This is a genomic window from Streptomyces zhihengii (genome assembly GCF_016919245.1).
Lineage (GTDB): Bacteria > Actinomycetota > Actinomycetes > Streptomycetales > Streptomycetaceae > Streptomyces > Streptomyces zhihengii.
In genome coordinates this window covers 611,877-628,566 of record NZ_JAFEJA010000001.1, presented here as the reverse complement: position 1 = coordinate 628,566, position 16,690 = coordinate 611,877, and the positions used below count along the sequence as shown (strand labels likewise).

The following is a 16,690-nucleotide window of genomic DNA, read 5'->3' as shown; positions in this document are numbered from 1 at the left end:
TCCGCGCCACCCCGGCGGACACCGCCCCGAAAGGCGCCGCGCCCCGCTCACCCAGCGGGGCGCGGCGCCTTTTCCCTTTTCCGCCCGCCGGGCGCGGGAGCCTTTTTTCCTCAGGTAAAGTGCCGGTCGTTGCTGCCGCTCTGACTTCCCCTCCCTGCCGCCCCCGAATTCTATTCTTCAGGCATGAAGATTCTCCTGAGCGGAACCGCATCGGATTCCCACACATGGAATCTCGTGTATCTCCGTCTCTTCCTCGAGGAGCAGGGGCACGAGGTCGTCGGGCTCGGCCCCTGCGTCGACGCCGAGCTGCTCGTCGCCGGCTGTCTGCGGCACGCGCCCGACACGGTGGTGCTCAGCAGCGTCAACGGGCACGGCTACCGCGACGGTCTCACCGCGGTCCGCCGGCTGCGCGCGGAACCCGCGCTCGCCGGACTGCCCGTGGTCCTCGGAGGCAAACTCGGCGTCGCCGGCCACCGCCAGGAGGCCGACGTCAGCGCGCTGACCGAGGCCGGCTGCGACGCCGTGCTCGGGGAGGATCTCGACGCCCTGCGCGGCTTCCTCGCCGCACGGGCCCGCAGGGAGGTGCCGGCCTGATGGACCGGCCCCCCGCCTTCGGCACCTTCGTCGCCGCCGCGTCCGCCGCCGGCCGCCTCGTCGTCCAGCCCCGCATGGGCTTCGGCGACCCCGCCCGGATGCGGGACGGCCTCGCCCGGACCCGGGCCGCGACGGCCCGCACCGCGGGCACGCTCACCGTCGACAGCTACACCCGGGTCGGCGACCTGGCCACCGCCCGTGCCGCCGTCGCCGACGGCACCCGCCTCAACGGCTACCCGATCGCCGCCCACGGCCCGGACACCACCCGGGGCGTCCTCGACGGACTGCACGGCCCCGACTTCCCCGTACAGGTTCGGCACGGTTCGGCCCGCCCCGAACCCATCGTCCGCGCCCTCGCCGCCGCCGGCCTCGACGCCACCGAGGGCGGCCCCGTCTCCTACTGCCTCCCCTACGGCCGCACCCCGCTGCGCGACTCCGTCGCCGCGTGGGCCCGCGCCTGCGAACTGCTCGCCACCGGCGCCCGACCCGGTGCCGTCCCGCACCTGGAGAGCTTCGGCGGCTGCCTCCTCGGCCAGCTCTGCCCGCCCGGACTGCTGGTGGCCATGAGCGTCCTGGAGTGCCTCTTCTTCACCCGGTACGGACTGCGCAGCGTCTCCCTGAGCTACGCCCAGCAGACCGACGCCGGCCAGGACGAGGAGGCCCTGCGCGCCCTGCACCGCCTGGCCGGCGAGTTCCTTCCCCGCGACGTCGACCACCACGTCGTGCTCTACACCTACATGGGCGTCTACCCGCGCACCGAACAGGGCGCCACCCGGCTGCTGGAGGCGTCCGCACGCCTCGCGGTGCGCTCCGGCGCGGGCCGCCTCATCGTCAAGACCGCCGCCGAGGCCCACCGCATCCCCACCGTCGAGGAGAACGTCCGCGCCCTGGAGACGGCCGCCGCGGCCGCCGCGCTCGCCGGACCGGCCGCCCCCGGCACGGGCACCGGAGAGGACGGCGAGATCTACCAGGAGGCCCGGACCCTCGTGGAGACCGTCCTCGGCCTCCACCCCGACCTGTCCCGCGCCCTCACCGCGGCCTTCGCCCGCGGACTGCTGGACGTGCCCTTCTGCCTCCACCCCGACAACGCCGGCCGCTCGCTCGGCTGCATCGACTCCGGCGGACGGCTGCGCTGGGCCCGCACCGGCGCCATGCCGCTGCGCGCCGACGCCGCGGCCGGCGCCGCGCCGCTCACCTCGTCCGGCCTGCTCGGAGCCCTGAACCACGTCGCCGACCGCTACGACAGCCCGCGCCGCGACGACACCGGCACCGAACACGGCGACGGCCGCCACGACCGCCCGCCCGCCACCCCGCTCCCCGTCTGACGAACCGACCTCCCGCGCCCCACCGCACCCCGGACGCGACCACCCGAACAGGAGCCCCGCCATGGACCAGCACCCCGCCCCCGGCGCACCGGCCACCCCGCCCCCGCTCGGCGAACACCTGCGCTCGCCCCGGCTGCGCGCCGCCATGCTCGTCCAGCAGGAGGCCCTGTACGCGGCCCGCGCCTATCTGCGCGGCGAGGGCTTCACCGAACTGCTGCCCCCGCTCGTCGGCCCCGTCACCGACCCCGGCGGCCGCGGCGCCAAGGCCCTGGACGTCGACTACTACGGCCACCCCTACAAACTGATGACCAGCGCCATCCTCTACAAGCAGGCGTCCCTGCACGGCTTCCCCCGGCTGTTCTACATCGCCCCCAACGTCCGCGTGGAGCCCGAGGAGACCGCCGGCACCGGCCGCCACCTCGTCGAGTTCCACCAGATCGACGTGGAGATCGCCGACGCGAGCCGCGAGGACGCCCAGGAGATCGCCGCCGGACTGCTCACCCACGTCACCGAGCACGTGTGGACCGCCGTCCCCGGGATCCTCACCGGACTCGGCCGCGCCGAGACCGACTTCGCCGACGTCCGGGCCGGCAAGTACGACGTCCACACCCACGAGGAGGCCGTCGCCCGGCTCCTCGCGGCCGGCCACCCGCAGAACCCCGACGGCGAGATCGACTGGGCCGGCGAACGCCTCCTCTCCCTGGAGAGCGACCGCGCCTTCTTCGTCAACGACTACCCCAAGGGCTCCCGCGGCTTCTACGACCGCGAGGACCCCGACAACCCCGGCGTCCTGCGCAACTTCGACCTCATCGCCCCCCACGGCTTCGGCGAGCTCGTCTCCGGCAGCGAACGCGAGGCCGACTACGCCACCATCGTCACCCGCATGCGCGAGAGCGGCGAGAACCCCGCCAAGTACGCCTGGTACCTCAAGGAGGCCCGCGACGGCATCCCCGCCAGCGCCGGCTTCGGCATGGGCCTCCAGCGCCTGGTGCGCTTCCTCACCGGCCTCGACGCCCTCTGGCAGGTCTCCGCCTACCCGAAGCTCCCCGGGGTGGTGGCCCCGTGAGCTCGCTGAGCGCCCCCGGCTTCCCCGAGGAGCACGTCCGCGCCCGGGCCCGCGGCGGCACCGCCGCCGTCTTCCCCGACCCCGCCGGATACGGCACCCGCCTCTACGGACCCGCCCCCGCCGCGCCCGCCGACGCCCTCGACCGCGCCCGGATCGTCCCGCCCGTCTTCATGCCCGAACGCCTCGGGAAGCTGATCGACCTCGCCCGCGAGCCCGAGTTCTCCGACGTCGGCCTCACCACCTCCGTCGGCGGCTTCACCGCCCGCCTCCCGCTCTACCTCTCCGCCTTCGGCTCCACCCGCGCCGGCAGCGGCGACCTCGCCGTGCACGCCGCCCGCCAGGCCGCCCGGCTCGGCATCCCCATGGTCATCGGCGAGAACATGGTCCCCGTCCACGGCTACCGCCGCGCCGGCGACGCGGTGCGCTCCGCACTGAGCGCCCGCATCGACGCCTACCTGGCGGAAGTCCCCGACGGCTGCGGCGGGATCGTCGTCCAGCAGTCCACCGAGGACGCCGACTCCGAGGTGTGGAACCTCCTCTACAGCGACCCCGCCTTCCGCCCGCTGCTGGAGACCGGACGCCTCGCCTTCGAGCTGAAGACCGGTCAGGGCGCCAAACCCGGCCTCGGCGGGATGACCGTCGTCGACCGGGCCGAGGCCGAGCAGCTCGCCCGCCGCTTCACCGTGCGCGACGTGTTCGGCGAGGACAGCGCCCACCGGCTGCGCTGCGCCACCCCCGGCACGTTCACCGACGAGATCCTGCGCCAGCAGCTCCGCTTCATGCGCAACAACTTCCCCAAGGCGCGCACCTGGGTGAAGTTCCACCCCGGACGCGACGTCGACCGCGCCGCCCGCGCGGCCTGGGCCGCCGGCGCGGACGCCGTCACCGTCGACGGCGCCGAGGGCGGCACCGGCTGGGCACCCGGCGTCTTCCTCGACCAGGTCGGCCTGCCCCTCGCCGAGTGCCTGCGCCGCATCGGCCGCCCGGACGGCTGTCTGCTCGCCACCGGAGGCATCTGGGAGGGCGGCCGCGCGCTGCGCGCCCTCGCCCTCGGCGCCCGCGCGGTCGGCCTCGGCCGGGCCGCCCTCGTCGCCGTCGACGAGGACCCCGACCACGGCCTGGAGCGCCTCGCGGAGGCCCTCGCCCTCGAACTGCGCCTGCTCGTCAGCGCGCTCGGCAAGTACGCCACCACCGCCCTCGGCCCCGAGGACCTGTGGTGGCCCGACGGATCCTTCGCCGCGCCCGCCCACCCGGCGGACGACGGCACCGGCCACCCGGCGGCGGTCACCACCGCACCGGGGGAGGCCGCCCGGCCGGCGGGGGGCGCCGTATGAGCGCCCACCGCCGGCCCGGCACCGGCCGCACGGTCCACGCCCGCTTCCGGGTGCGGGAGATCCCCGGGATCACCGTGACGGCCCCCGACGACGGGGCCGCGGTCGGCGGCGAACTCGCCGCCGCGGTCCGCCGCACGGCACAGCGCGCCCTCGCCGACGCGGGGCGCGGCTACCTCGGGGGCCGGGTCGAACTGCGCACGCCCCGGCCCCCGGCCCGGCACCCGCTCCACCCCGGAACCGGCCACCGCGCCACCGAACGCGCGGTCCGCCGCGCCGCCCACCGCGCGGTCGCCCTCGCGGTGGCCGCCACCCTCCGCGGCGACCCGGGCACCGCCCGCGTCCACCTCCGCACCCCCTGACCCCGCCCCTGCCCACCCACCCCACCTGCCCGCCCCCGACTCCCGCGCCCGGCACTTGCCCCGGCCGCCGTTGTTCCCTGCCCTATACGGCTCCCGCCCCCGGGGCGTGGGACACCCGCCCCGCCGCCCCGCCAGGGGCACCCGCCCGACTCCCGCACCCACCCCACCTGCCCACCCCCGACTCCCGCGCCCGCCGAGGCACTTGACCGGACCACCGGACCCGCCCGGCACGGCACTTGCAACGGACCACCGCTGTGTCCCGCCCCCGGGGCGCGGGACACCCGCCCCGCCGCCCCGCCAGGGGCACCCGCGCCCCGCACGCGGGCGTGCAGCTCCCGAACCCGCGCCCCCGGGCGCGCCCCCCGTCCTTCGAGCACAGAAAGCCGAACCCATGGGATCGAACCCCGCCGCCGGCACACCGGGCGGCTCAGAGTCCGCCGTCGACTGGCGCCGTGTCAGCAGCCTCGTCGTCGGGCAGGCCGCCGTACAGGCGGGCAGCTTCGCCCTGCTGATCGCCATGAGCTGGACGGCCGTCCAGCTCGGCGGCCGCGGCGCCGTCACCGTCGTGACCCTCGCCGCCACCGTCCCGCGCGCCCTGCTGCTGCTGTTCGGCGGCGCGCTCACCGATGTGCTCGGCCCCCGGGCCGTCCTCCTGCGCGCCACGAGCGTGCGGGTCGCCGTCCTGGTGGGCGGCGCGCTCGTCGTCGCCACCACCGAGACGCTGTGGCCGCTCGTCGTGATCGCTCTCGTCGACGGCGTCCTGCTCGGTCTCACCGGTCCCGCGTCCGGGGTGCTGCTGCCGCATCTGGCGCCACAGGACCAGCTCGGCCGGGCCAACTCCCTCTTCTCCATGGTCCTGCGCCTCGCGCCCATCGCCGGAGCGCCGCTCGGCGCCTGGCTGGTGGTGGTCGGCGGGCTGCCCGTCGCGATGGCCGCCGCCGCCCTGGGGTGCGCCGTCTGGCTGGGCTGCGCCGCCCATGTCACCCGCGGCATGTCCCGCCCCGAGCGCACCGAGCAGGGGCCCTCCCTCGTCCGCCGCTCCGGGGACGGCTTCCGGCTGCTCGCCGCGCACCCGAGACTGCGGTGGATGTTCGTCGCCTGCTTCGCGATGGACCTCGCGTTCCTCTGGCCGGCCGAGGTCGCGCTGCCCCTGCGCGCGTCCGAGCAGGGCTGGGGCGTCGGCGCGGTCGCCCTCGTCCTGGCCGCGTTCAGCGTCGGCGCGCTCGCCTCGGCCGCGCTCGGGGCCGTGCTCGCCCACCACATCCCGCCGCACGTCAAGCTGGTCCTCACCGGGACCGGACTCGCCGCCGGCATGGGCGCGATGGCGCTCGTCCCGTCGCCCGGCGTCCTCGCCGCGACCGCCGCCGCCGTCGGCCTGCTGTCCGGGCTCAACGGGCCGGCGCTGGTCACCGCGTACCAACAGGCCGTCCCCGACGGCCGGATGGGCGCCGCGATGTCCACCTTCGCGCTCTCCGGCATCGGCGCCGCGCCGCTGTCCCTGGCCCTGTTCACCCCGGTCTCGCTCCATCTCGGCGTGACCGGCACCTGGCTGCTCTGCGCCGGGCTGGCGCTGCTCTCGCCGATCGCCGCCGCCATCGCCCTGCGCTCCCGGAAGGACGCCGCCCCGCGCACCGGGGAACTCACCCGCACCGCACCGGAGCCCACTGCCACGACCGTGTGAGGCACACATGATTGAGCTGGTCACCACCATCCCGCCGGACGGCCCCCGGGCCGGTCCGCCACCGCCCGGCCGTCCCCTCGCCGGCCCCGTCCCGGCCGACCCGCTGCCGCCCCTGCCGCACCCCCTCGCCGGCCTGCCCGGCATCCGCCCCGCCCGTCCGCGGCTCTGGCTGGTGGAGACGGACGCCCACCGCGACAGCGCCGTCCGGTACGCGTCCCTCGTCCTGGACGCCGACGAACTGCTGCGCAGCGAGGAGTTCCGGCGGCCCGCCGACCGGGCCACCTACCTCTGCGCCCATGTGGGGCTGCGCCGGCTGCTCGGCGCCCATCTGGGGCTCGCCCCGCGCAGCGTCACCATGGGCAGGGCACCCTGCCCCTGCTGCGGCGAGCCGCACGGGCGCCCGGTGCTGCCGGACGGGCGGCTGCACTTCTCGCTCTCCCACTGCGAGGGGCTGAGCCTGATCGCGGTCGCGGGCACCCCGGTCGGCGTCGACATCGAACGGGTGCCGGCCCCGCACACGGTCGCCGAGGCGGCGGAGGTGCTCCACCCCGCCGAGGCGGCGGAGCTGGCCGCCCTCGCACCCGGGCTCCGGCCGGCCGCCTTCGCCCGCGTCTGGACCAGGAAGGAGGCCTACCTCAAGGGCCTCGGCGTCGGCCTGGGCGCCGACCCGGCCGCCGACTACGTCGGCTCCGGCGCGCTGCCCGCCGCCCCGGCCGGCTGGCTGCTGGCCGACGTGACCGTCCCCGACGGCCACCACGCGGCGGTCGCCCTGCGCGCCTGACGGACCGGCCGCCGGGGAGCGCGAGCCCCGGCGGCCGGTCCCTGCGAAGGGTCAGAACTCCTCGTGCGTGTCCGGGTCGCCGCCCAGCCGCCCCGGCCTGCGGTCGGCGACCCGGGCCATCTCCTCCGCGGACAGCTCGAATCCGAAGACGTCCAGGTTCGCCCGCTGCCGTCCCGGATCAGCCGACTTGGGGATCGGGACGGCACCGAGCTGGAGGTGCCAGCGCAGGACCGCCTGCGCCGGGGTGACGCCGTGCGCCCGGGCCACCTCGGCGATCGCGGGGTCCTCCAGCAGGGCGGACCCCCGCCCGAGCGGGCTCCAGCTCTCCGTCCGGATGCCCAGCTCCTCGTGCACGGCGCGCAGGTCGTCCTGCGGCAGCGACGGGTGCAGCTCGATCTGGTTGACGGACGGCAGCACGTCCGTCTCGCGCCGCAGCCGGCCGAGGTGCTCCGCGGTGAAGTTGGAGACGCCGATCGAGCGGACCAGTCCGTCGTCGCGGAGCTTGATCATCGCCCGCCAGGAGTCCACGTACCGGTCCACCCGGGGGAGCGGCCAGTGGATGAGGTAGAGGTCCACGTACTCCACCCCGAGCCGACGGCGGGACTCCTCGAACGAGTCCAGCGTCTCCTGGTATCCGTGATGGCGTCCCGGCAGTTTGGTGGTCACCACCACCTCCCCGCGCTCGACCCCGGAGCGGGCGATGCCCCGGCCGACGCCGGTCTCGTTGCCGTAGTTCGTCGCCGTGTCGACCAGCCGGTAGCCGCTCTCCAGCGCGCCGCGGACGGCGTCGTCCGCCGCCGCGTCGTCGAGCGGATAGGTGCCGAGCCCCAGCGCGGGCAGCCGGGTGCCGTCGTTCAGGGTGTGCTCCGGGATGCGGGCCACGGGATCGCTCCTTGTTCGCCGGACGGGTCGGGGACGCCGGCCGCACACGGGGGACGCCGGGCCGGCGGGCGGTCACGTCGGAACATATCGGACGGCTCACGGGGCGCTCGGGAGGCCGAGCCGCCGCGATCCCTTGACAGGCCCCCCGGGGCCCCAGAGCATACGTCGCAACATCGGATACACCGCTGTATCCGAGCCGTTCGCCGCCACCGGCGTGCGGACGCGGACGGGCCCGTGCACCGGGCTGCCGTCACCCCGGGAGGCCGCAGTGGATTCGAGTCTCGTCACCGTCCTGCTGCCGGCCGCGCTGGCCCTGATCATGCTGGGGCTCGGACTGTCCCTGACGGTCGCGGACTTCCGGCGGGTGGCCCAGTACCCGGTGCCCGTCGCCGTCGCCCTGGTCTGCCAGATCGTGGTGCTGCCCGCCGTGTGCCTCGGTCTGGTGCTGCTCTTCGACCTGCCCGCGGTGCTGGCCGTCGGCATGATGCTGCTCGCCGCGTCCCCCGGCGGCACCACCGCGAACCTCTACAGCCATCTGTTCGGCGGCGACGTCGCCCTCAACATCACCCTCACCGCCGTCAATTCGGTGCTCGCCGTCTTCACGATGCCGATCGTGACGAACCTGTCCCTGGCCTACTTCTCCGACGGCGACACCGCCCTCGGCCTGCGGTTCGACAAGACGCTCCAGGTCTTCGCGGTCGTGCTGGTGCCGGTCGCCGTCGGCATGCTGGTGCGGGCCCGGTTCACGGAGTTCGCCGAGCGCATGGCCAAGCCCGTGAAGGTGCTGTCCGCGGTCATCCTCCTGCTGGTGATCGCCGGTGCGGTCGCCAAGGAGGCCGAGTTCCTGCGCTCCTACCTCGCCGACGTCGGCCTGATCACCTTCGTCTTCAGCGTGCTGAGCCTGGCCGTCGGGTACGGCGCCGCCCGCCTCGCCCGGGCCGACCACGGCCAGGCGGTCGCCTCCTGCATGGAGATCGGCCTGCACAACAGCACGCTGGCGATCACCTTCGCCGTCAGCCCCGCGCTGCTGAACAGCTCGGAGATGGCCGTGCCCGCGGCCGTCTACGGGGTGCTGATGTTCTTCACCGCCGGCGCCGCGGGCTTCCTGCTGAGCCGGCGGGCCCGCACCGGGAGCACGGAGGCCGAGACACCCGTGCCCCACGCCTGACCCGCCCGCGCCGCCGTGCCCCACGCCTGACCCGCCCGCGCCGCCGTGCCCCACGCCTGACGCGCTCGTGCCACCGCGCCCCACGCCTGACCCGCCCGCGCCGCCGTGCCCCACGCCTGACGCGCTCGTGCCACCGCGCCCCAGGTTCGACGCGCCCGTGCCGCCCGCCTGACGCGCCCGTGCCGCCGCGCGCCTGCCCCGGCGGAGGGCCCGCGCCGTGCCGCCGGGGGCCCGCCCTCCGACCCGTCACAGGTGCGCGCTCTCGTGGTACATCCGCCGGTGCCACCACCCGTCCCCGCGCCACGGCCGGCGGTGGGCGAACGGATCGGGCACGGTCCGGCGCTCCAGTTCCTCGTCGAGGGGCGCCAGCAGCGCGGTGAGCTCACGCCGCGCGCCCGGCGGCAGCCGGAGCCGCACCAGTTCGAGCACGTCCCGGGCGACGGCGACGTCGTCCGGGACGTCGCACGTGGGGCAGCCGCAGACGGAGTGCCTCGGATACAGCCAGCGCCCGGGGAGTGCCAGGAAGTGGCGGTAGGACCGCAGGGCCGCGTCGGTGGCGCCGGGCCACAGGCCCCCGCCGTCGGGCCGCCCGCACTCCGCCCGGTGCACGGCGGACACCGTGCGCCGGGAGAGCCGGTCGAGCCGTGTGGGCCAGGGGACGGGGAAGACCTCGGTTCCCCAGGTGACGGTGCTCCGGAAGAGCACCGGGGTCGTTCTCTGCCGCGCCCGCAGGGCGCCGGGCCGCTTACGCGGCATGGGCCTTTCGGTCAGTGATCACGCGCCGATGCTGGCACCGGCCCGCCCGGTTGTCCAGAGCCGGTCCCGCAGGCCCGCAGGCCCGCACGCCCGACCGACCGCCCGCCCGCGGGGACGGCCCGGCGCTCCGGCGCACGGCGCGGGGCCGTCCGCACAGGGGTGCGTGCGGGACCGTACGGGACCGACTCCGACGACTACTAGCCCGCGCAGAAGGGGTACTTCGCGTCCCTGGCACGAGAGCGCGGCACGGGAACATCCCGTGCCGCGGGCCGGAGGAGAGCACCGCGGGAAGGCACCGGGCCGCGGCCCGGTGCCACTGCCCAGCGGTGTGCCGCGCATGGTAGGCACCTGCACATGGCCGGGTGTCGCCGCCGTCGCCGATGCTGACACCCATCGGCGACGTGCCCTGCCGCTCCGCGCAGTGGGCCCGCGACCGGCAACCTCCACTACGGCCTGCTGCGCACCCCTGTGCCGCGGGAAGGACCAGCCATGCCCCATCCCTTCGACGCGGTGCACGAGGCCGCGACCCGCAAGGCGATCCGACGCCTGCTGCCCGTGATGGGTCTCGCGTACTTCATGTCGTACGTCGACCGCACCAACGTCGCGCTCGCCAAGACCCAGCTCGAGGCGGACATCGGCATCAGCGCCGCCGCGTACGGGCTGGGCGCGGGCGTGTTCTTCCTCAGCTACGCCCTGCTGGAGGTGCCCAGCAACCTGGTGCTCCACAAGGTCGGCGCCCGGGCCTGGATCGCGCGCATCGCGGTGACCTGGGGGCTGGTCTCCGCGGCGATGATGTTCGTGCAGGGGCCCGTCTCGTTCTACGTGCTGCGGTTCGCGCTCGGCGCCGCCGAGGCCGGGCTGTACCCCGCGCTCATGTACATGGTCACCCTCTGGTTCTCGCAGCGGCACCGGGTCACCGTCGTCGGGCTCATCTACACCGCACCTGCCGCGGCGACCGTCCTGGGCGCCCCCGCCGGCGGCGGGCTGATGAGCCTCGACGGCGTCGCGGGACTCCACGGCTGGCAGTGGATGTTCCTGGTCGAGGGCCTGGTCACGGTCGCCGTCGGCGTACTGGTCTGGTGCGCGCTGCCGAGCCGCCCCGAGGACGCCCGCTGGCTCACGCCCGAGGAGGCCGCCGTGCTCTCCGAGCGCGCCGCGGGCACGGGGACGTCGCCGCACCGGCTGCGCGGCAACCTCGGACTCGCCTTCGGGCGGCCGGTGGTGCTGCTGCTCGCCGCGACGTACTTCGTGAACCAGCTCGTCTCCTCCGCCGTCGGCTTCAACCTGCCCTCGATCGTGGAGGGGCTCGGGGTGTCGGGGCCGATGAACATCGGCCTGGTGACCGGCAGCATGGGCCTGGCGGTGCTCGCCGGTGTGCTGTTCTTCCCGTGGCTGCACGGCCGCATCGGCAACGACACCGGGCTGATCGTCCTGTGCGCCGCCGCCGGGACGGCGCTCATGGGCGCCTATCTCGTGACCGACTGGGAGCCGGGCCGGTTCGCGCTGCTCTTCGTCGCCCAGTTCTTCCTGATGGGCACGCTGCCCCTGTTCTGGTCGGTGGCGATGTCCCGGATGTCCGGTCTGATGGCCGCGGTGGGGCTGGCCTTCATCAACACCGTCGGACTCCTCGGCGGATTCTTCGGTCCGTTCGTCTTCGGCATGATCGAGAGCCGGACCGGCAGCGACCGGGCACCGTTCGTCTTCGTCGTGCTGGTGGGCCTGGCGGGGATCGCGCTGGCCGCCGCGCTGCGGCGGACCGTCGCCCGCGAGGACGTCGCCGCCCCGGTGCCCGCCCCGGCGCCGGCCGACTGACCGGCGGCCGCGGCGGCGTGCCCCCCGCCGCCGCGGCCGCCCCCACTGTGCCGTTGCCCAAGGGTGCCCAGCGCTCTGTGGGCAACGGCACGCTTCGCACGGGCGGCACGCATGCTTATCCTGCGGCCATGAACGAGGAGCCGGCGCTGCGCCGTGAACTGGCCGCGACGCTGCTCGCCGACATCGACGGGCTGATCGAACAGCTCGCCGCCGACATCTGCGCGCACAGCGTGCGCTACGCCAGCGGGAGCCCCGTCTCCCAGGAAGACCTGCGCGTGACCCTGCGCGGCAACATGGAGCTGGCGCTGAACGAATTCGGCGGGACGCGCGCCGACGCCGACCGCTTCGAGGCGGTCGCCGCCGAGAACGGACGCCTGCGGGCCGAGCAGGGCATGCCGCTGGCCACGGTGCTCCAGGCGTACCGGCGCGGCGGACGGGTGCTGTGGCAGGCGATGGCCGACTGGATGCGCGACCGCTCGCCCGCGCAGCAGCGCCTGGTGGGCGACATGGCCGGCGCGGTGTGGGAGACCATCGACCGGTTCTCCTCCGCCATGGCCGACGCCTACCGGCTGCGCACCCTGGAGCTCCAGCACCGCGAGGCGTCCCGGCGGGGCGCCCTCTTCGAGGCCCTGCTGGACGGCAGGGCCGACGACCCGGCCGTCGCCGCCGCCGCGGCCACCGCGCTCGGCGTGCCCCGGCAGGACCGGTACGCCGTCGTCGTCATCGCCCAGGACACCCACGACCCCTCCTCCCCGCCCGACCCGGGCCCCGCGCTGGAGGCCCGGGGCCTGTGGTCGTACTGGCGGCCCCGTGCCGGCACCGTCGCCGGCCTGGTCCGCGTCAGGTCCGCCGACCCGGACGCCCTCGCGGACGTGCTGCGCGCCCAGGGCGTCCGCCGGGCCGGGATCTCGCCCGCGTTCGAGAGCCTCGCCGACGCCGCACAGGGCGTGCGGCTCGCCCGCCGCGCGCTGGACACCCTGCCGCCGGGCAGCGGCCAGGTGGCCGGCCTCGACGACCGCCTGGTGCACGCCGCGCTCGGCGCGGAACCCGAGATCGCCGACCGCCTGACGGCCCGCTACCTCGACGGCGTGCTGCGCAGCGGCGCGGAACGCCAGGTGCTCCTGGAGACGCTGCGGGTGTGGCTCGACTCGGGCTGCTCGGCCTCGGCCGCCGCCGCCGCGCTCTTCTGCCACCGCAACACCATCCTCAACCGCGTCGGCCGCGTCGCCGAACTCAGCGGCTGGCCCGCCGACTCCGGCGAATCCCGCCTCGGCTGGGCCCTGGCCCTCCGCGCCCTGGAACTGGAGCACTGACGGGGGGTGCCTCGGCGGGTCCGGGCCCCCGGGGCCCCGGCCCGTGGGGCTCCTGGGCCCGGGCCGGACGGCGCCCCGGCGGCGCCTGGGCTCGGGGTGAGGGCCCCCGGCGGTAGGCCGCCTGCCGCCGGCCGCGGCGGGTGCGGCCCTCCGGACGGCGTCCCGGCGGGGCGTGGGCTCCGGGCGGGCTCGCCGCCGCCTGGCCGGGTGCCGCCAGGCGGCCGTTGGCCCCCGGCCGAGGTGGGAGCGGCTCTGTCGACGGTGCCCCGGCGGCGTGTGGCCCCGGGGTGGGTCCCCGGCGGTACGTCGGCCACCACGGGCTGGACGCCGGGGGAGTGGGGCTCCTGGGCCCGGGCCCGACCGCGCCCCGGCGGCAAGACCCGCCCGGGGTGGGGCTCCCCGCCCGTAGGCCGCGCGCCGTCTCCGCGGCGGGACCGGTTCCCCGGACTGCGCCACGGCCGGCCGTGGCCTCCGGGGCGGGCTCCCCGCAGCCGAGGCCGCCCCCAAACCGCCGAGCAGCGTCCTCCCGGCAGCGCCCGCCCCCGGGCGCCCCCCGGCGCGGGGCCGCTGCCCACCGGGGGCGGCGTGGTGCTGGGCCGTTGCCCATGGTCCCCGGGCGGGGAGCTGCCGGAAGCTGAGGCGGCCGCACACCACCGTCCGTCCGTGCAAGGGAGCCGCCGTGCAGCTCAGCGTCGCCACCATCCTGCGGGAGTCCGCCGCCCGCCACCCCGACCGGACCGCGGTCGTCGACGGCGACGTCCGCATCGGCTACCGCGAGCTCTGGAGTGACGCGCTCCGGTTCGCCGCCCGGCTGCGTGCCCACGGCATCGGACCGGGCGACCGGGTGGCGCTGCTCCTGCCCAACACCGCAGACTTCCCCCGCGCCTACTACGGCGCCCTCGCCGCCGGCGCCGTCGTCGTGCCCGTCCACGCGCTGCTCGTCGCCGACGAGGTGGCGTACGTGCTGCGGCACAGCGGCTGCCGCGCCGTCGTGACGGCCGGCCCGCTGCGCGAGGTGGCCGAGGCCGCGGCGGCGCGGACCGGCACGGACGTGCTGGACGTGGTGTGCGCGGGCGAGCCGCTGGAACGCGCGGAGCCCCGCGCCCCCGGCGACACCGCCGTGATCCTCTACACCAGCGGCACCACCGGCCGCCCGAAGGGCGCCCTGCTCACCCACGCCAACCTGGTGCTGAACGCGACCGTCTGCGCCCAGGACCTCTTCGCGCTGACCCCCGAGGACGTGGTCCTCGGCTGCCTGCCGCTCTTCCACAGCTTCGGCCAGTCCTGCGCCATGAACGCCGCCCTGCGCGCCGGCGCCGCCCTCGTGCTGTGCCCGCGCTTCACCGGGCGCGGCGCCCTCGACCTGATGGCGCGGGAGGGCGTGACGGTGTTCATGGGCGTGCCCACGATGTACCACGCCCTCACCGAGGAGCCCGGCGCGGCCGACGGCCGCGCGCCGGCCCTGCGGCTGGCCGTCTCCGGCGGCGCGGCCCTGCCCACCGCGCTCCTCGAACGCTTCGAGAGCGTCTTCGGCACCCACGTCCTGGAGGGCTACGGGCTCACCGAGACCTCCCCGGCCGCCACCTTCAACCAGCTCTCCACCGGCCGCCGTCCCGGCACCGTCGGCCACCCCATCTGGGGCGTGGAGGCCGCCGTCGCCGACGCGGGCACCGAGGACCGGACGGTGCTCCTGCCCGCCGGCAGCGTCGGCGAGGTCGTGGTGCGCGGGCACAACGTCTTCGCCGGCTACCTCGACGACCCCGAGGCGACCGCCGCCGCCGTGGTCGACGGATGGTTCCGCACCGGCGACATCGGTGTGCAGGACGCCGACGGCTTCCTGAGCATCGTCGACCGCAAGAAGGACCTCATCATCCGGGGCGGCTTCAACGTCTACCCGCGGGAGGTCGAGGAGGCCCTCGCCCGCCACCCCGGCGTCGCTCAGGTCAGCGTCCTCGGCCTGCCCGACGCCGAGAAGGGGGAGGAGATCTGCGCCGCCGTCGTCCTGCGCCCGGGCGCGCGGACGACCCCCGAGGACATCGTCGGCTGGGCCCGGGAACGGCTCGGGAAGCACAAGTACCCGCGCGTCGTGCGGATGGTGGACGCGCTGCCGCTCGGCCCCAGCGGCAAGGTGCTCAAGCGCGCCCTGCGGGAGACCTGCGCATGAGGCTCGCCGCCACCGCGTCCGGGACGGTGCGCGGCACCGACGAGGACGATGTCGCCGTGTTCCGCGGCATCCCGTACGCGGCCGCCCCTGTGGGACCGCTGCGGTTCGCCCCGCCGGCCCCCGTGCCGCCCTGGGACGGCGTCCGCGACGCCGTCGCCTTCGGCCCCACCGCCCCCAAGAACCCGTACGCCCCGCCGCTGGACGCCCTGCTGCCCGACCCGGACGTCCCCGGCTACGGATGCCTCAACCTCAACGTGTGGACCGCGGCGCCCGAAGGGGCAGGCCGGCCCGTGATGGTGTGGATCCACGGCGGCGCCCTGCGCAACGGCTCCTCGGCCGTGCCGCTCTACGACGGCCGGGCCTTCGCCCGCGACGGCGTCGTCCTCGTCTCCCTGAACCACCGGCTCGGGGTGGAGGGCTTCGGTGTGTTCCCGGACGCGCCCGCCAACCTCGGACTGCGCGACCAGCTCGCCGCGCTCGCCTGGGTACGCGACAACATCCGCGCCTTCGGCGGCGACCCGCACAACGTCACCGTCTTCGGCGAGTCGGCCGGCGCCATCGGCATCGCCGCCCTGCTCGCGAGCCCCCGCTCCGCGGGGCTGCTGCACAGGGCCGTCCTCCAGAGCGGCGCCCCCACCGCCGTCACACCCCGGGAGGCCGCGCGCACCACCGCCGCGATGGCCCGGTGGCTCGGAGTCCCCGCCACGGCACGGGAGTTCGCCCGCGTCGACCGGGCACGGCTGCTCGCCGCCCAGCGGGCCGCCACCGCGAAGGGGACACCGCTGACCGGCGGCCGGGGCTTCCATGTCGTCGTCGACGGCGACGTCGTACCGCGTGACCCCGCCACCGCGCTCGCCGAGGGCGCCGCCGCGGACGTCGACGTGCTGATGGGCGGCAACACCGAGGAGTACCGGCTCTGGTTCGTGCCCACCGGTCTCGCCGACCGCATCGGCGGCACGGCCCTGCGGCTTGCCCTGCTGCGGCGGCGTGCGCCGTGGCGCGCCCCGAGCGTCTACCGCGCCGCCCGGCCCGGCGCGTCACCCGGCGAGATCCTCGGCGCGATCGCCACCGACCTCGTGCTCCGCGTGCCGCTCAACCGCCTGGCGGACGCGCGGACGGGCGCCCGGGGCCGCACCTTCCTCTACGAGTTCGCCTGGCGTTCCCCGGTGCGGGGGCTCGGCGCCTGCCACGCGCTGGAGATCGGCTTCGTCTTCGACACCCTCGACACCCCGGACAGCCGCCTGCTGGCGGGCACCGGGGCGCCCCGCTCCCTCGCCCGGGCCATGCACCGCGCCTGGATCGACTTCGCCACGCACGGCGACCCGGGATGGCCGCACTGGGACGCCGGCCGGCCCGTGATGACCTACTCCGCCGAGGGCGCGCACATCGTCCACGCCCCCCGGGAGGCCGAGCGCCGCCTGTGGTCCTGACGGCGCCCCGCCCGACACCCACCCG

14 protein-coding genes are annotated in these 16,690 nt (G+C 76.2%); 12 read left to right on the top strand and 2 right to left on the bottom strand.

All coding sequences use genetic code 11. The features are described from left to right. The first annotated feature begins 183 nt into the window (after positions 1 to 183). From JE024_RS02730 to JE024_RS02700, 7 genes are all read left to right on the top strand, one after another. Complete coding sequence (locus JE024_RS02730; RefSeq protein WP_205372022.1) at positions 184 to 594, top strand: cobalamin B12-binding domain-containing protein; 411 nt, start codon at positions 184 to 186, stop codon at positions 592 to 594. Next, positions 594 to 1,919 (top strand): methylaspartate mutase, encoded by a 1,326-nt coding sequence (locus tag JE024_RS02725; protein WP_205372021.1) that lies wholly within the window; start codon positions 594 to 596, stop codon positions 1,917 to 1,919. The genes JE024_RS02730 and JE024_RS02725 overlap by 1 nt, the downstream gene beginning before the upstream one ends. A gap of 61 nt (positions 1,920 to 1,980) precedes the next feature. After that, complete coding sequence (locus tag JE024_RS02720; RefSeq protein WP_205372020.1) at positions 1,981 to 2,985, top strand: asparagine synthetase A; 1,005 nt, start codon at positions 1,981 to 1,983, stop codon at positions 2,983 to 2,985. After that, positions 2,982 to 4,319, top strand: a complete 1,338-nt coding sequence (locus tag JE024_RS02715) for a glutamate synthase-related protein (RefSeq protein ID WP_205372019.1) — start codon at positions 2,982 to 2,984, stop codon at positions 4,317 to 4,319. The genes JE024_RS02720 and JE024_RS02715 overlap by 4 nt, the downstream gene beginning before the upstream one ends. Continuing rightward, complete coding sequence (locus JE024_RS02710; RefSeq protein ID WP_205372018.1) at positions 4,316 to 4,678, top strand: hypothetical protein; 363 nt, start codon at positions 4,316 to 4,318, stop codon at positions 4,676 to 4,678. The genes JE024_RS02715 and JE024_RS02710 overlap by 4 nt, the downstream gene beginning before the upstream one ends. A 391-nt stretch (positions 4,679 to 5,069) precedes the next feature. Further along, a complete protein-coding gene (locus JE024_RS02705; protein WP_205372017.1) occupies positions 5,070 to 6,359 on the top strand; it encodes an MFS transporter in 1,290 nt (429 codons plus the stop codon). Positions 6,360 to 6,366: 7 nt separating this feature from the next. After that, positions 6,367 to 7,140, top strand: coding sequence for a 4'-phosphopantetheinyl transferase family protein (locus JE024_RS02700; RefSeq protein WP_205372016.1), 774 nt, complete (start codon positions 6,367 to 6,369; stop codon positions 7,138 to 7,140). Between the two features lie 51 nt (positions 7,141 to 7,191). Here the strand turns inward: JE024_RS02700 and JE024_RS02695 are convergent, their stop codons facing one another. Next, positions 7,192 to 8,022, bottom strand: a complete 831-nt coding sequence (locus tag JE024_RS02695; RefSeq protein WP_205372015.1) for an aldo/keto reductase — start codon at positions 8,020 to 8,022, stop codon at positions 7,192 to 7,194. A 268-nt stretch (positions 8,023 to 8,290) separates the two neighbouring features. Between JE024_RS02695 and JE024_RS02690 the strand changes: the two genes are divergently transcribed. Continuing rightward, positions 8,291 to 9,190 carry a bile acid:sodium symporter family protein gene (locus JE024_RS02690; RefSeq protein ID WP_205372014.1) on the top strand — a complete coding sequence of 300 codons (900 nt, stop codon included), beginning with the start codon at positions 8,291 to 8,293 and terminating at the stop codon, positions 9,188 to 9,190. A gap of 246 nt (positions 9,191 to 9,436) precedes the next feature. On the opposite strand, the gene JE024_RS02685 is transcribed toward JE024_RS02690, so the two are convergent. Next, on the bottom strand, positions 9,437 to 9,946 hold the full coding sequence (locus JE024_RS02685; protein ID WP_205372013.1) for a hypothetical protein: 510 nt from the start codon (positions 9,944 to 9,946) through the stop codon (positions 9,437 to 9,439). Between the two features lie 489 nt (positions 9,947 to 10,435). Here JE024_RS02685 and JE024_RS02680 point away from each other — a divergent pair, with 489 nt between their 5' ends. The 4 genes from JE024_RS02680 to JE024_RS02665 all read left to right on the top strand — a co-directional run bounded on the left by JE024_RS02680 (position 10,436) and on the right by JE024_RS02665 (position 16,665). Next, the gene (locus JE024_RS02680) at positions 10,436 to 11,758 is read left to right on the top strand and encodes an MFS transporter (RefSeq protein ID WP_205372012.1); all 1,323 of its coding nucleotides are present in this window, start codon (positions 10,436 to 10,438) and stop codon (positions 11,756 to 11,758) included. A gap of 128 nt (positions 11,759 to 11,886) precedes the next feature. Beyond that, positions 11,887 to 13,071, top strand: a complete 1,185-nt coding sequence (locus tag JE024_RS02675) for a PucR family transcriptional regulator (RefSeq protein WP_205372011.1) — start codon at positions 11,887 to 11,889, stop codon at positions 13,069 to 13,071. A 679-nt stretch (positions 13,072 to 13,750) separates the two neighbouring features. Continuing rightward, the gene (locus tag JE024_RS02670; protein WP_205372010.1) at positions 13,751 to 15,235 is read left to right on the top strand and encodes a long-chain-fatty-acid--CoA ligase; all 1,485 of its coding nucleotides are present in this window, start codon (positions 13,751 to 13,753) and stop codon (positions 15,233 to 15,235) included. Beyond that, positions 15,232 to 16,665 (top strand): carboxylesterase/lipase family protein, encoded by a 1,434-nt coding sequence (locus tag JE024_RS02665; RefSeq protein ID WP_205372009.1) that lies wholly within the window; start codon positions 15,232 to 15,234, stop codon positions 16,663 to 16,665. Before JE024_RS02670 ends, JE024_RS02665 begins: the two co-directional genes overlap by 4 nt. Positions 16,666 to 16,690 lie beyond the last annotated feature (25 nt).

What these genes read in the sequence shown, in the direction of transcription:
- JE024_RS02730 (WP_205372022.1), top strand. Translation starts at nt 184, where the DNA reads ATGAAGATTCTCCTGAGCGGAACCGCATCGGATTCCCACACATGGAAT.
- JE024_RS02665 (WP_205372009.1), top strand. Translation starts at nt 15,232, where the DNA reads ATGAGGCTCGCCGCCACCGCGTCCGGGACGGTGCGCGGCACCGACGAG.
- JE024_RS02675 (WP_205372011.1), top strand. Translation starts at nt 11,887, where the DNA reads ATGAACGAGGAGCCGGCGCTGCGCCGTGAACTGGCCGCGACGCTGCTC.
- JE024_RS02720 (WP_205372020.1), top strand. Translation starts at nt 1,981, where the DNA reads ATGGACCAGCACCCCGCCCCCGGCGCACCGGCCACCCCGCCCCCGCTC.
- JE024_RS02700 (WP_205372016.1), top strand. Translation starts at nt 6,367, where the DNA reads ATGATTGAGCTGGTCACCACCATCCCGCCGGACGGCCCCCGGGCCGGT.
- JE024_RS02685 (WP_205372013.1), bottom strand. Translation starts at nt 9,946, where the DNA reads ATGCCGCGTAAGCGGCCCGGCGCCCTGCGGGCGCGGCAGAGAACGACC.
- JE024_RS02710 (WP_205372018.1), top strand. Translation starts at nt 4,316, where the DNA reads ATGAGCGCCCACCGCCGGCCCGGCACCGGCCGCACGGTCCACGCCCGC.
- JE024_RS02680 (WP_205372012.1), top strand. Translation starts at nt 10,436, where the DNA reads ATGCCCCATCCCTTCGACGCGGTGCACGAGGCCGCGACCCGCAAGGCG.
- JE024_RS02725 (WP_205372021.1), top strand. Translation starts at nt 594, where the DNA reads ATGGACCGGCCCCCCGCCTTCGGCACCTTCGTCGCCGCCGCGTCCGCC.
- JE024_RS02705 (WP_205372017.1), top strand. Translation starts at nt 5,070, where the DNA reads ATGGGATCGAACCCCGCCGCCGGCACACCGGGCGGCTCAGAGTCCGCC.